The organism is Clostridium ganghwense, assembly GCF_026735165.1.
GTDB classification, from domain to species: domain Bacteria; phylum Bacillota; class Clostridia; order Clostridiales; family Clostridiaceae; genus Clostridium_H; species Clostridium_H ganghwense.
In genome coordinates this window covers 520,336-534,975 of record NZ_JAPQES010000001.1, presented here as the reverse complement: position 1 = coordinate 534,975, position 14,640 = coordinate 520,336, and the positions used below count along the sequence as shown (strand labels likewise).

Below are 14,640 nucleotides of genomic sequence, written 5' to 3'. Positions count from 1 at the left end.
TATAAATCTATATCTAGTCCTTATATTTATTCATTCTCAATTAAGTGTTTTTTATCAACATTAAAGTTATATACCAATCCTGCTATAATCAAAAATCCACCAATTAGCTTACCTTTTGAAATTAAGTTGCCTGTAAAAGAATCTATAATAATACCTGTAAAAAGTTGTCCAAGAAAAATAAGTAAAGTTGAATAAATTGTTGGGATTTTAGGTATTATCACATTGGATATGGCCACAACAATTACACCTATTAATCCACCTAAATAAGCCCAAAATGGAATTTGAGATAAATTATTAAAAGATAAATTTATAGCATTATTTCTAAATAGTAAAACTATAACAGTAAATAATAAACCTACTATATAGTTTATAAAAGTTCCTTGAAATACACCAATTCTTTTTGCTAAATGAGAATTAATTATCATTGATAGAATAACTAAACACCCAGCTGCAAATGCAAGTATAATATAAAGCATACAGTTTACCTCCCTAATATGTTATCATTACGACTATTCCTACAAAGATTAAGAAAAATCCTATTAATTTTTCAGTCCTAAATTTGTATTTAGCCATTCCTAATAACCCAAAATGATCTATAATTACTGAGGCGATTGATTGTCCCAATAAACCTAAAGATAATGTTAAAGATACTCCCATATGTTTAAAACATATATTATTGAAAAGTACAAGAAAAACTCCAACAGCACCTCCACTAAACAGATAAATAGGAATTCCTTGTTTTAAATTAAATTTCTTTTTTCTAATGATTAAAATTAAACTTACTGCTAAAAATCCTACTATATGAATTATTAATACTGATAAATAATCATCCATATATTTTGCAAGAAATCCATTAAAGGTTACCATTATGGCAATCAATAAGCCTATAAACACAGCTGATAACTTGTGCATCTAAAGTCCTCCATTTCCAAATTATTTTCTTTTGCTTAATTAAAATATCATATAAATAATCAATACTAATAGGACATGTGTCCTAAATTCAATTAAATAGTTTATAATATAAGTAAGATAGGAGGAAAATGTAAATGTTGAGAATAAATGATGAAAACAAATTAGAATATTATATTGAGAAATATAACATTGAAGATATTTTTGAGAAAGATATGAAAGAATATATGGAATTAATTTTATTTAATAAAAATGACCATATTTGCAGATCTAATGAAAAATTAGATTACTTTTATTTTTTAGTTGAAGGAAAAGCGAAAGTATATACTTTGCTAAAAAACGGAAGATCTTTGTTATTACAATTTTATAAACCGTTAAAAGTAATTGGTGATCTTGAATTTATTGAGGGCGATATAACTAGCTCTAATATTCAAGTTGTAGAAAATACCCTATGTATAGGTATTGCAATGGATAATCTAAGGGAAAATGCAATTAATGATACAAAGTTTTTAAAATATATATGTAAAAGCTTGGGAAGAAAGTTAGAGAAAATTTCAAAATCAAGTTCAATTAACCTTCTATATCCATTGGAAAATAGATTAGCTAGTTATATTTTAGCCATTACACCTAATCGTGATAATTCATCTAATACAGATGGAATTTTTACATATAAGCTAACAGAGATGGCAGATTTGCTTGGAACTAGTTATAGACACTTAACAAGAACTATAAATAAATTATGTAATCAAAAAATAATAAAAAAAGAAAAAGATTCAATAATTATTTTAAACAGAGATTTGCTAGAAGAATTAGCTTGTGATATTTATGAATAGTAAAAAACCGCAGTATACCATGATACTGCGGGGAGTTTTTAGACAATCTTAAATTTGATAACTTCATTTTGTAATTTTTCAGCTAACTTAGATAGATTTTCACTTGCTTCCAAAATACTATCTATCGAAGTAGTCTGTTCTTCTGTTGATGCAGCTACTTCCTCTGTACTTGCTGCATTTTCCTCAGCAATTGCTGCTAGATTTTGAACAATACTTAATAAATTATTTTTCATATTTGCTATTTCTTCGCCTAAATTACTTGTTTTTCTAATAAATTCATATGAGTTAGACATAGCCTCAGCTACTCCTTTATACTTTTCTTCAGTATGTTTAACACTTACGTCCTGTTCTTTTGAAATAATCTCTACTTCTTTCATAGTTTCAACTGCTTCTCTAGAATTATCCTGCAGCTCTTTTACTACTGTATCAATTTCTCTGGTTGATTCAGCAGATTGCTCAGCTAATTTTCGTATCTCCTCAGCTACAACTGCAAATCCTTTACCATGTTCTCCAGCTCTAGCAGCCTCAATAGCTGCATTTAAAGCTAATAAATTTGTCTGTTCAGCTATTGATGATATCACACTACTAGCCTGTGATATACACTCAGAGCTTTCATTTGTTTTTATAATTTCACTGTAAACTTTTCTTGAAGCTTCATTTACTCGATTAGTTTTCTCCATTAATAATTTAATAATATCCATTCCTTCATTAATCAATAACATTACTTTATCTGATGAAACATTTAGTTCTTTTAAGCATTCTTGACTACTTTCAACAATATTACCTAATTCATCTATTTTTAAGGAACCTTCTTCAGTACTACTTGCCTGATTTGATGCTCCAAGTGCTATACCGTCAATACTTTTCCCAATTTCTTGTGATACTACTACTGTTTTTTTAGAATTATCCATAAGTAATGCAGAAGACTCTGCTACTTCTTCAGAAGATTTTATTATGTTTCCTACTAATTTACATAAATTTTTAGACATTTTATCAAATGCAGTTGTAAGTTCGCCTAGTTCATCTTTTCTCTTAAGTAATTTTTCTGAAATTTCACAGCTTAAATCACTATTTGAAATACTATTGGCATGGGTAACGAGCTCACTTAGTGGATTACATATATCTCTAATAAAATATAATACTAAAATAATAACAAATAATAAAATAAAAATTAGTATAATTATATTAATTTTTATTGTTCTACTAATGGAATGATTAATATTTGATATAATACCTTGATCATAACTTTCTACAAATTCCAGCCACTCTTCTGTAGCAACTTTTATTTGTCTTACATGTTCTCTTCCATCAAAAGCTCTTTTAACAGCAGCTTCTACATTATTAGATTTCACTAATGCAAAAACATCCTTTGCTATTTTAGAATATTCTGCATGTATTTCCTTTATCTTAACCAAATGTTTCTTTGAAACATCTGTTTCTATATTTTTCTCTATATTCATGTAAATATCTTCTGATTTACCATTAAGTTCTTCAAATAATGGTGGAAACTTTTCATCGTCATAAAGAATATATGCTCTTACAGCAGCAACCTGTTCTAAATTAATTGCCCTTATTTCCTCTACATATTTTTCCACTGGTACATTTTTATTAACAATTACTTTATAGTCTTTATCTATAGAAAATAATTCATATAATAAAGTACCACTAACTATTAACATTATAGTTATTATTAAGACAAAACTCATAGTTAATTTTTGCTTAATATTTAATCTCAAATTATCATCTCCTTTTATATAAAGTTAAATTTATTTAAATCAAGAATTTGATTTTTCACAAATTACTGATTATTTTGTTTACACTCGACAATTAATTAATTATTCCTTTATTTTTCATCCGATTTCCAATTATTACTACAATGTAATAAATAAATTACCTCTTAATATATCATTTTATAAAGGTGACTATAGTAATATATACATAATGACAAAAGTTACTTGTTTTAAGAACGAAAAATAAATATATTATAATTATTCAAGCGATGAAATTTTAAAGTATTTAGAGGGGGACTAATTTTGAAAAATTCTAATGAGAGATGGAATATTTCTAATGAAAGCTTAAAAAAACCACTAGTTTTTCTTATTTTGTTTTTAAGTATTGGTATATGGAGGTGGAAAGCTTCAGGTAATACTTTTTATCTATTTAATTTTGGATATATTGGTTTATCTATATCTATTGGTATGTTTTTAAATGGTGCTTTACCTAAAAAACATAAGTCATGGGGAAGAAGAATAACTCAATTGCTTGTTGGATGTTATATGTTAATATTTCTTGGTATCATAAACAGAGAAAATATGCAATTAGAAGGATTTTTTATATATTTCATGTTAGGTATTTTTGAAGCGGCCACATTGCATTATTTTGTTGCAAAAATTGTAGGACCGTTGATATTTGGACGTGGCTGGTGTGGATATGCTTGTTGGACAGCTATGGTGTTAGATTTATTACCATATAAAATACCTAAAGAGGGTAGAGTGAAAAAATTTGGAGTAATAAGATATATACATTTCTTTTTATCTCTTATTGTTGTTTTAATTATATGGTCTACATTTGGTTCGCAAAATTTTGGAAAACACCATATGATAGAGTTATATATGCTATTAGGAGGAAACATTATTTATTATGTAGTAGGAATAAGTTTAGCATATGTTTTGAAGGATAATCGAGCATTTTGTAAATATGTTTGTCCGATTCCTGTTATTCAAAAATTAACTTCTCCATTCTCAGTTATGAAAATTGAAATTGATGCAAATAAATGTGTTGATTGCGGTGTATGCGAAAAAGTATGTCCTATGAACGTTAAGCTATTAACATATAAAAATGAAGGAAAAAGAATACTTTCAAGTGAATGTATTAATTGTCAAACCTGTGCAAATGTATGTCCTAAATCTGCTATTAAAAGTACATTTAAATTTGATGTGAGTTTTACTGAGCAATTAAATTATAAAGATAAATAAATGATTTGATTTTAATATAAGAAGCCTATATCTTACTATTCAGCCAATGGGCTGATAAGTTCTGATATAGGCTTCTTTTTTAATTAAAAAATTTCATTAATTACTGTAATATAAACTATCTGATGGATACTCAGGATCGCAAGTAACATCGATACCTAATTTTCTCAATGTCTGTTCATCATTTGTGTTTAAAATAGTTGTTGAGTGTGCCTGACAACCTTTAAGCATAGATAGTTTTTCCATAGCTGCTTGAGCCATAGGATTAGTCGCTGCACTAATACTTAGTGCAATTAAAATTTCTTCGCAAGTTAAAGATGTAATTTTGCTGCTAAATGTTTTTGATTTAAGGTTAATTATTGGCTCAAGGATTACTGGTGAAATTAAATGAATTTCATCTGTAATATTGGCAAGATGTTTAATAGAATTTAAAATTACAGCTGCTGCTGCATCCATGGTATCTGAGCTCTTACCAGTAAAAATTGTACCATCATGAAGTTCAAGAGCTAACGCAGGACATTTCTCATTTTTGCATAATTGCTCTTGTAACTTAACTCCTTTTTCTCTAGCTGGTATAACTACCTTACGGTCCTCAGCCTTAAGGTTAAGCTCTTCCATAATTAGCTTTGCTCTATGGAAAGTATCTAAATCAACATAGCCTTTTTTGTATTCACAGCCAGTTTTAAAATATCGTCTAATAATTTCTTGTCTAGAAGCTTCTTTAACGACCTCATCATCAATAATACCAAATCCAACACGGTTAACACCCATATCTGTAGGTGACTTATAAACAGATTCTTTACCTGTGATTTTTTCAATAATTCTCTTAAGTACAGGGAATGTTTCAATATCACGATTATAATTTACTACAACATCATTGTAGGCATCCAAATGAAAAGAGTCAATCATATTGACGTCTTTTAAATCAACCGTTGCAGACTCATATGCAATATTTAGAGGATGCTTAAGTGGCACATTCCAAACTGGGAAAGTTTCAAACTTAGAATATCCTGCCACTTTGCCAAGCTTATGTTCATGATATAGCTGACTTAAGCAAGTTGCAAGTTTACCACTACCTGGACCAGGAGCAGTTACAACGACAATAGGTTTTGTAGTTTCGATATATGGATTCTTTCCATACCCCTCATCACTAACAATAATATCTACATCTGTAGGATATCCCTTTGTTGCACGATGTGTATATACCTTAATTCCTCGTCTTTCTAGTTTATTCATAAATACTGTTGTTGCAGGTTGATTGTCATATCTAGTAATTACAACACTATTAACATCTAATTCATAAGATCTAAGATCGTCAATCAATCTTAAAACATCCATATCGTAAGTTATACCAAAATCGCCACGAATCTTGTTTCTTTCTATATCTCCAGCATAAACACAAATAACAACTTCAACTTTTTCTTTTAATTTATGTAGTAACTTGATTTTTGCGTTTTCATCAAAACCTGGAAGTACTCTTTTGGCATGTAAGTCAAATAAAAGTTTTCCTCCAAACTCCAAATAAAGTTTGTCGTAATCGTTCACCCTTTCAAGTATGAATTTTGATTGTTCTTCTAAATATTTTTTGTGATCAAAGCCTATTTTCATAATTACCCTCACTATTCTTAATTATTCTTTAATTATATTACCACCAAATCAATTTAATTTCCATTAAAAACAAACCTAATTAAAATTTTGTTTCATATTAACCTGTATTTTGGATTGGATATTTTGTGTTGGAAATAATGAAACAGGAGGAAACTATAATGTATGGTATTGCTATTTAAAATATAATATCTTAAAATAAGGAAAACAATTTTAAAATTTAATTTAGGGGGATATAAGTATATGTCAATATTTACAGATTTAGATGTTAAAAGAATTGTTAAAGACAGTTTCGAGGAAGCTGTAAAAATAAAGGATTATAATGAAAAATTCAAGAATAGCAATACATACAGATCAGCAAAATTTGTTTCAGCTTTAGGAGAAAGGTTAAAAGATTTTTATGTTAAAAATGATTTGTACTATCATTTAAACGTGCAAAAAGTTGATGATGAGAGTGGTAGAAAAACATCAGGAGAATGGCTTTTAGATGTTTCACTAACAAAACAAAAATGTATTGAAGACCCTGCAAAAAAACAGTCAAAAGCAAAAATAAATACAGAAATTATATGGGCTGTAGAAAGTGAGTATCATACAGGATTAGATAAATTTGCTGAGGACTTTGGAAAATTAATGTGTATTAAATCACAAAACTATTTATATTTAAATGGGGTAAATCAAGAGGAAAAGAATTTACAAACTTACATACTAAGAAGGTTGGAAACAGTATCTGATTTATTAAGAGATAGGGAAGATTTTTATGGTAAGAACTTTTATTATGGTTTCTGGGTTTCACCTGAAATTAAAAATGGTAAATCTATTTGGGATAGCAAGAATATAAAGGATTTAATAAAAATGACTAGAGTTTTTAAATATGTGGAGAAGGATAAAGAAGAAAATACAATAAGTTCTAAAATTGATTTTATAGAAATCCAATAATAAACTGGACAGTTCTTGAATTTTTATTGAATTGAAGAAACTGTCCACATAGGTTTTAAGGAAAAGTTGAAATACCTATCTGTTAGCTAATAATTTATATATTGTTTGATAAAATTCACTAGGATTATCGTTCATAACAAAATGTCCACTATTTGAGATAGAAATCTTTTTTATATCTATAAGCTCATCTAAAATATTCATTTGAGAGTTTTTATCTCCGTAGATATATGATTTGTTTAATTGAAGGCTATGAAATATTTTTAATAGTTTATTACTATCCGACCATTCTACAAGAGATTCTGAAGTTTTATAAAAACCTAATGGATCAGAGGTTTCAAGCATTTTAGCCCATAATTTTGAATCAGATTCGTCAGAAGATTTAGCTACAAATTTCAGTCTGTTAAACATATTATTTTTAAATTTTTCAAATGAAATTTTAGCAGTTCGTCTACTTATTCCACAATCTTCACCTATTAAATTGCCTTCTACATTGATAAAGGAGGCTAAATTATCTTTTATCATTTCTGTAAGTAATAAACCTACTGCTCCTCCCATACTGTGAGCCACTATATGAATTGTAGGGTATTGAAACTTATCTAACAGCAGTTTACAGATTTCTGCTTGTTCTTCAATAGTATATGAAAAATCATGGGGTTTTGAGGAATTACCAAAACCAATTAAGTCGAAGGTTAATATTGAATAATTTTTAAAATTTGAAGAATACCAAACATCTTCAAAAGATTCTTTTGAGCATCCTAATCCATGAATAAAGACTATAAGTTTATTATTACCCTTTCTAAATTTAGTTGACGATTTAAGTTGTTTCCCATTGTAGTTTATTGTGATATTAGACAGCATACCATTTTGAGTCATAATTGTATCTCCTTTAAAATATTTCAATTATGTATAAAAATTAACTAAAGTAGGACGTCATTGAGTAATTATATTATACGATAAGATTATTTAATATTTCTACACTTTGTGTTCATATAGGAATTTGAAGATAGAGGAGTATTTAAAAAGTGAAATAAAGAATTAAGGCAGAATTTATTGCTGCAATGAATTCTGCCTTAAAGATGAATACTTAGAATTATTCATTATCAATTAAATTATTTTTTAAGTGAACCATAAAGTCTTGAACATTTGTAACTATGGTTGTAACTTCTAAAGAACCTCTATCACCTAATTTATTAACTGCAAATTCTGATATATCAACATTGTAAATATAAACAGGTCTTATTTTACCATCTCGTACTGTGTAAGAAGGTGTCATATTTCCAGTAGCTATTGTATGTAAGGTAGTTGCAAGACAAATAACAGTAGTTGCTTTTCGTGTTTGTGCTCTCATAGCATCTTGTGCTTTATAAACATCTGCAATAACTGGAGGTAATGGACCATCATCTCTTATAGAACCAGCAAGGATAAGAGGAACATTGTTTTCTATACATGTTTTAACAACGCCGTCTTTAATTTTTCCTTCTGCCATAAGATTTTCAATAGATCCTGCTCTTCTTGCTTCGTTAAGTAAATCTAAATGGTTGTAGTGTCCGTTTGGAACAGATTCTTGAGTATATATATTTTGTCCTAGAGCAGTTCCAAGATAACTACCTTCTAAATCATGAGTAGCCATAGCATTACCAGCCATAATAGCATTAACATATCCATTTTCAACAAGGGCTGATAAAGCTTTTCTTGTATCATAATCAAATACAACTGCTGGTCCAAGTACCCAAACAATATGTCCATGATCTCTATCGTATTTTAATCTTTTATAAAGTTCATCATAGTCTTTAGAAAATGCAGTTTCTCTTGACCTTCCAGTTCTGAATGCAAAGGCATCTTTGTTTCCGTTTAAAGTTTTAAAACCTTTAGTATACATATATATACCTTCACTGGCATCTTCAGTTCTTCCTATTACAACCTTATCACCTACACGAAGATTTCTAAATTCTACTACTTCTACTCTCTTGTCATCTGTGACAACAGGCACACAGTCCATACGGCTTTGAGTAGGTAGTATCCATTCACCATCTATTTTAAAATATTCAGGATAGATTGACATTGCATGATAATTTGATGGAGCAACACCATCTTTTATTATTTCTACTGTTTTACAATTAGGTGCATCCTTAAGAAAATCTTTATGAAAATTAGGCGGTGTGAATTTTGGTAATTTGAAAGTCATTTTAATCACCCTTTCTTATTTTACAAAAATGTAATGAAATTTATACTGACATAATTCTATATATTAAAATAAATTCCTGCAACAAGAATTTTTTATATTTCAGTATTTTATTGCTCAATGGATTGTGTGGTATAATTTGTTATATATTGCGATATATTTTTGACATTACAAAACAATCTTTGAGAAGTGGACTTTTTTATTATTTTAAAATAAGGAGTAGGGCATGAATAAATTTAAAGAATTGATTAATACACAAATCGCTTTGTTTTCAGGTCTTTTGAGCTTTGAAGAATACATGAAAATTATGAGAGAAAAGAATATGTTATTATTTCAGTATATTTTATTATTGATATTTTTCTCAATATGTACGTTTATTTATGATATTGAGTGGTACATTATTGTTTGGGGAGTAAGTGTGTTAACTTATGGAGTTTTATTAGTGTCTAAAGCTGAAAATATTAAAGAACATTTTATTTATTCTGCCATATGGGCTATTTCAAGTTTTATTATTAGTGTAATAATTTTATTTATTGTAGTGAGTTTTTTAGAATAAATTATATTATTAAAACTACTTTTAATTTATTAGGATATACTTTGGATGGGTAGTGTAGAAAATAATAGTTGAGGAATAACTTGACAATCAAAGATTACAAGTGTAATATATGATTAAAGATTACACTTGTAATACGGAGGCGTAAAAAATGTTAAACATATCTAAAATATACGATTCAGTAGGAAAGGTTAAATGGTGAAGTTATGACATGGTTTTTATTTATTTTTAAGTGGGTACTGTATTCAACAGCTTTAGGAAGTGTTTTGGCTTGCATTATTCTTTTAGTTAAGCTGTTGTTTAAAGAAAGGTTAGGAGTACGATGGCACTACTGCATTTGGATGTTACTAGTAATTAGACTCATAATACCATATGCACCACAAAGCTCATTAAGTATTTTTAATCTATTTTATTTAGCTGAACACAAAATTACACAAATAAATCATGTATCAAATTATAAAATGATTAAACCTACTGAAAATGAATTCACTGTTTCTACACAACAAAATGATGATATACAAACAGATAATATGATTATGCCAAGCAGCAATGCTAAAGAAAATAAGATTATCTCAAGTAATAATACTAAAAAAACTATATTTTATAAACCTATAGAAACCACAACTGATGATGTTTCCATATACTTAAAATTAGCATGTCTTATATGGCTAATAGGGATAATAATACTAGGATTTTATACAATAGCAGCAACTATAAATTTCAGACTTAAACTTAAGACTCAACAAAAATGTACAGACGAATATGTTTTAAAACTTGTAAGGCAGTGTAAATATAAAATTGGTTTAAATAATAATATAACAATTTTAAATACTGATTTAGTTAAAACTCCAGCTATTTTTGGATTTATACGACCAAAATTATTATTACCTATTGGAATAGATAAACAGATTAACCTTGATGAATTAGAATATATTATCTTTCACGAAATGTCTCATTTAAAGCGTAAAGACATTCCTGTTAATTGTATAACATGTATTTTACAAATACTTCATTGGTTTAATCCTTTTCTATGGTACTCATTTTATATGATGCGTCAAGATAGAGAAGTAGCGTGTGATGCTTTAGCTTTATCATATATAAATTCTGATGATTGTATAAAATACGGACAGACAATTATAAAACTATTAGAAAGTTATAAAAAAACTAATTGTGTTTATGGAATGACATGTATTATAAATAATAAATCTCAAATCAAAAGGAGGATTACTATGATTTCTTTATTTAAGAAAAATTCATACAAGTGGTCTATAATACCAGTAGTTGTTTTAATTGTAATGGGTTGTATAATGTTGACTAATCCCAAAAACAACTCTGTATTGGCTTCTAGTAAAAATTCAAATGATAAGCTTCAAGCAACAAATCAAGGAAAAATAGTTGATAGAAATGGACAAAAATTAGCTGATGAAAAAGGCATTACTGGAGTTAAGAATCAATATGATAAGTATTTATCACCATCTGAAAATTCAACATCATCAGTAGGAAAAGATATAGTTTTAACTATAGACAATAATATTCAAAACTTTTGTGAAAAAGCTGCCAAGAAAGCTTTAAATGATAATAAAGCGAAAGGCGTTAGCATAATAGTTATGAATCCTAATAATGGAGAAATTCTGTCTATGGTTAATAAAGGCGATTATGATCTTCAAAAAAAGAATACTAATAGAGCTATAAGCACTGCATTTGAACCAGGGTCTATTTTCAAAGTTATTACTGGAGCAGCAGCTTTAAATGAAAAAGTAGTTAATCCAGATACTTATGAGATTGTATGTAATGGTAGAATAAAAATAGGAAAAAGAAATGTTCGATGCTGGAAAGGACATGGTAAAGAAAATTTTGAAGACATTTTTAAAAATTCTTGCAATGTAGGTTTTATAGATTTATCACAAAAATTAGGAGCTGAAAAGTTAAATAAATATATTAAAGCATTTGGTTTTGGAGAAAAAACAGGAATTGATCTTCCAGGTGAAGTAAGTGGAATAATAAAGAAAACCCAAGATATATCACCTATAGATTTAGCTACTATATCTTTTGGCCAAACTAACACTTCAACACCAATACAATATTTAACAGCTTTCAACGCTGTTGCTAATGGTGGTAAATGGATTAGACCTCATGTTATGAAAGAAATTGTACATTATGATAATAAAAATAAGATTATAGACAAAGTATTTGATGATTACGGAGCAAAGCAAATCCTTGAGGAAACTGTGACATCTCAATTAAGATGTTATCTTGAAAAAGTCGTTTCAGAAGGTGGAGGTAAAAAAGCGTATATTAAGGGATATCATATCGCAGGTAAAACAGGAACAGCTCCAAAAGTTACAAATGGACAATATGAAAAAGGTAAATATATAGCTTCTTTTGTTGGAATGGCACCTATTGAAAACACAGAAAAGTCACAAGTTACAGTTTTAGTATCTATAGATGAGCCTGATTCATCAAATTACTACGCAGGACAAATAGCAGCTCCAGTTGGAAAACAGATTTTTAATGAGATATTTAACTATTATGCAGTTAAACTGGAGTCATCTAAAAACTAAAATTATATTTGTAATACGGAGGTATCAAAAATGTCAAATATACCTAAAATATCTGATTCAGAGTGGCAAGTGATGAAAATTATTTGGGCTAATACACCATGTACAGCAAATCAAGTTGTTGAAGCCTTATCTGAAACTAAGTGGCAGCCCAAAACAATAAAAACTTTGATAAATCGTTTAGTAAAAAAAAGTGTATTAAGCTATAAAGTAGACGAACAGGACAAAAAAACTTATCATTATTTCCCTATGGTAATGGAAAATGAATGCATAAAAGCAGAAAGCCAATCGTTCATAAAACGTGTGTTCAATGGTTCTTTAAATGCTATGCTTGCTAATTTTTTAAGTGAAAGCGAATTATCATCAGATGAAATTGATGAATTAAAACGTATTCTTGATAAGAGGAAAGATTAAGGAAGAATGACATAAAAGGAGCCTGATGGCTCCTTAAAATCATTTAGTGGAGAATTTTCTCTATTTTTCATGACATTTTTCTGTAGTTAGTTCTTCTAGAAGTTTTGAAAAACTGATATTTTCCATATTAGACTTGGACTTCTTGGCTTGTTTCACCGATCTTTTCATTACATCATTTTCAAAATATAATCCACATATTGTACGTATTGGTTCCACTTTGCGATATATGTTATTATTAATAATTTTTTTATTCATGTTTTTGGCTCCTTTCCCAAGATAATATACGAATTAATATTGAAAATTAAAGGGTAGGATGCTAAAAAATCTATCATTCATGAAACTTTTTACTCTATATGATATAATAGTCTGATATTATGTGATTATATAGGAGAGAACTGATAAAAAATGAAGGTTAATAATGAAAGAATTATAGTTAGAAAGGCTATTAAGTCAGATGCTGAAGCATTAATAGAATATCTAAATATCATAGGGGGAGAATCAGATTTTTTGACATTTACAGCAGGAGAATTTGGAAGAACTATTGAGCAAGAAAGAGAATTTATTAAAAATACTTTAGAGAAGGATAATGCTCTGTTTATTATCGCTGAAATTAACGGAAAGATAGTTGGAAATCTGAATTTTTCAGGTGGTCCAAGGCCACGTAATGCTCATGTAGGTGAATTTGGAGTGAGTGTTCTAAAAAAATATTGGGGAAATGGTATAGGTGAAGAACTTATAAAATATTTAATTGAATGGAGTAAAAAATCAGGTACAATTAGAAAAATTAATTTAAGGGTTAGAACTGATAATACACGTGGTATTAATTTATATAAGAAGCTTGGATTTTTAGAAGAAGGAACATTAAAAAGAGACTTTTTTATTAATGGTAAATTTTATGACTCTGTATCAATGGGATTAATGATTGATTAACATTACCAAGTTGTAATTAGGAGATGCGAAATATAATGGAAAAACTATTAAAACCTATAACTAGAGAAGAATTTAATTCTATTAAAAAAATAGCAATTAATAATATAGATGAAGGATTTAAAAATTACACTAATGGAGTATTAGATGTTCATGATCATGCTTTAACTTTAGCAGAATCAAATGAGCTTTTAGGTTCTGTGGAAAAGTATAATTTAAAATATGAAGAAAGATTTATAAATTTTATGAAAAAGATTTATAATCTTAATAAAAACAAGCCAATAATTGTAGATTTTTATTTAAAAGATATAGATAATGCAGGAATTCTTAGAGTTTTAAATTACTTAGATTATGATGACAAGTTAACATTTATAAATCATGTAAGAAACTTAAATTCTGATTCAGTATACTTTTTATTAGATAATGAAGAGTTAATTCCTTTTATAACAAAACTATCAACAAGAGAATTACATTTCTGCACATTGCATTTTATGGAGATACCACTTACAGTTTGGGGAAATTATGACTTATCGTTCCCAGTGTTTTTTAGAGAGGATAAAGATGTAAGCTTTTATGAGAAGATTGCAAGAGAAAATAATTTGTTTATAAGAGATATTAAGTATATTTAATATTGAAAAACTGTGTAAAAACATTTGAGTTGCTGATTGAGCAGCTCAAATGTTTTTGTAAAATATATATTATTTTGTTATTGTAAGGATTAACATGATACAATTTAATATGTTTTGATGTT

14 protein-coding genes and 2 pseudogenes are annotated in these 14,640 nt (G+C 28.0%); 9 read left to right on the top strand and 7 right to left on the bottom strand.

Annotation, left to right across the window (positions count from 1 at the left end; all coding sequences use genetic code 11):
• Nucleotides 1-26: 26 nt before the first annotated feature.
• Together OXH55_RS02375 and OXH55_RS02370 are read right to left on the bottom strand one after the other, a co-directional pair.
• Nucleotides 27-476: a DMT family transporter gene (locus OXH55_RS02375; RefSeq protein WP_268047867.1), complete on the bottom strand. Its 450-nt coding sequence runs from the start codon at nucleotides 474-476 to the stop codon at nucleotides 27-29.
• Between the two features lie 13 nt (nucleotides 477-489).
• A complete protein-coding gene (locus OXH55_RS02370; protein WP_268047866.1) occupies nucleotides 490-912 on the bottom strand; it encodes a DMT family transporter in 423 nt (140 codons plus the stop codon).
• A gap of 134 nt (nucleotides 913-1,046) precedes the next feature.
• Between OXH55_RS02370 and OXH55_RS02365 the strand changes: the two genes are divergently transcribed.
• Nucleotides 1,047-1,742 carry a cyclic nucleotide-binding domain-containing protein gene (locus OXH55_RS02365; RefSeq protein WP_268047865.1) on the top strand — a complete coding sequence of 232 codons (696 nt, stop codon included), beginning with the start codon at nucleotides 1,047-1,049 and terminating at the stop codon, nucleotides 1,740-1,742.
• A gap of 38 nt (nucleotides 1,743-1,780) precedes the next feature.
• Here OXH55_RS02365 and OXH55_RS02360 read toward each other — a convergent pair whose 3' ends face one another.
• Complete coding sequence (locus OXH55_RS02360) at nucleotides 1,781-3,478, bottom strand: methyl-accepting chemotaxis protein (RefSeq protein WP_268047864.1); 1,698 nt, start codon at nucleotides 3,476-3,478, stop codon at nucleotides 1,781-1,783.
• A 297-nt stretch (nucleotides 3,479-3,775) separates the two neighbouring features.
• Here OXH55_RS02360 and OXH55_RS02355 point away from each other — a divergent pair, with 297 nt between their 5' ends.
• Nucleotides 3,776-4,717 carry a 4Fe-4S binding protein gene (locus OXH55_RS02355; RefSeq protein WP_268047863.1) on the top strand — a complete coding sequence of 314 codons (942 nt, stop codon included), beginning with the start codon at nucleotides 3,776-3,778 and terminating at the stop codon, nucleotides 4,715-4,717.
• Between the two features lie 96 nt (nucleotides 4,718-4,813).
• On the opposite strand, the gene OXH55_RS02350 is transcribed toward OXH55_RS02355, so the two are convergent.
• Complete coding sequence (locus OXH55_RS02350) at nucleotides 4,814-6,322, bottom strand: DUF1846 domain-containing protein (RefSeq protein ID WP_268047862.1); 1,509 nt, start codon at nucleotides 6,320-6,322, stop codon at nucleotides 4,814-4,816.
• A gap of 240 nt (nucleotides 6,323-6,562) precedes the next feature.
• Here OXH55_RS02350 and OXH55_RS02345 point away from each other — a divergent pair, with 240 nt between their 5' ends.
• Nucleotides 6,563-7,255, top strand: coding sequence for a hypothetical protein (locus tag OXH55_RS02345; protein ID WP_268047861.1), 693 nt, complete (start codon nucleotides 6,563-6,565; stop codon nucleotides 7,253-7,255).
• Between the two features lie 75 nt (nucleotides 7,256-7,330).
• On the opposite strand, the gene OXH55_RS02340 is transcribed toward OXH55_RS02345, so the two are convergent.
• Nucleotides 7,331-8,128 carry an alpha/beta fold hydrolase gene (locus OXH55_RS02340; protein ID WP_268047860.1) on the bottom strand — a complete coding sequence of 266 codons (798 nt, stop codon included), beginning with the start codon at nucleotides 8,126-8,128 and terminating at the stop codon, nucleotides 7,331-7,333.
• A gap of 217 nt (nucleotides 8,129-8,345) precedes the next feature.
• The gene (locus tag OXH55_RS02335; RefSeq protein WP_268047859.1) at nucleotides 8,346-9,440 is read right to left on the bottom strand and encodes a putative NPN-dependent ornithine cyclodeaminase; all 1,095 of its coding nucleotides are present in this window, start codon (nucleotides 9,438-9,440) and stop codon (nucleotides 8,346-8,348) included.
• A gap of 223 nt (nucleotides 9,441-9,663) precedes the next feature.
• Here OXH55_RS02335 and OXH55_RS02330 point away from each other — a divergent pair, with 223 nt between their 5' ends.
• The 4 genes and pseudogenes from OXH55_RS02330 (at nucleotide 9,664) to OXH55_RS02315 (ending at nucleotide 12,962) form a co-directional block, all read left to right on the top strand.
• Nucleotides 9,664-9,993 (top strand): hypothetical protein, encoded by a 330-nt coding sequence (locus tag OXH55_RS02330; protein WP_268047858.1) that lies wholly within the window; start codon nucleotides 9,664-9,666, stop codon nucleotides 9,991-9,993.
• A gap of 203 nt (nucleotides 9,994-10,196) precedes the next feature.
• Nucleotides 10,197-11,213 (top strand): annotated as a pseudogene (locus OXH55_RS02325) (M56 family metallopeptidase); the annotation flags it as partial.
• Nucleotides 11,214-11,396: 183 nt separating this feature from the next.
• Nucleotides 11,397-12,539 (top strand): annotated as a pseudogene (locus OXH55_RS02320) (penicillin-binding transpeptidase domain-containing protein); the annotation flags it as partial.
• Nucleotides 12,540-12,581: 42 nt separating this feature from the next.
• Entirely contained in the window at nucleotides 12,582-12,962 is a 381-nt protein-coding gene (locus tag OXH55_RS02315) for a BlaI/MecI/CopY family transcriptional regulator (RefSeq protein ID WP_268047857.1), read from the top strand.
• Between the two features lie 60 nt (nucleotides 12,963-13,022).
• On the opposite strand, the gene OXH55_RS02310 is transcribed toward OXH55_RS02315, so the two are convergent.
• On the bottom strand, nucleotides 13,023-13,178 hold the full coding sequence (locus OXH55_RS02310; RefSeq protein ID WP_268047856.1) for a hypothetical protein: 156 nt from the start codon (nucleotides 13,176-13,178) through the stop codon (nucleotides 13,023-13,025).
• A gap of 189 nt (nucleotides 13,179-13,367) precedes the next feature.
• On the opposite strand from OXH55_RS02310, the gene OXH55_RS02305 reads away from it, so the two are divergent.
• On the top strand, nucleotides 13,368-13,892 hold the full coding sequence (locus OXH55_RS02305) for a GNAT family N-acetyltransferase (protein WP_268047855.1): 525 nt from the start codon (nucleotides 13,368-13,370) through the stop codon (nucleotides 13,890-13,892).
• Between the two features lie 35 nt (nucleotides 13,893-13,927).
• Nucleotides 13,928-14,518: a hypothetical protein gene (locus OXH55_RS02300; RefSeq protein WP_268047854.1), complete on the top strand. Its 591-nt coding sequence runs from the start codon at nucleotides 13,928-13,930 to the stop codon at nucleotides 14,516-14,518.
• Nucleotides 14,519-14,640 lie beyond the last annotated feature (122 nt).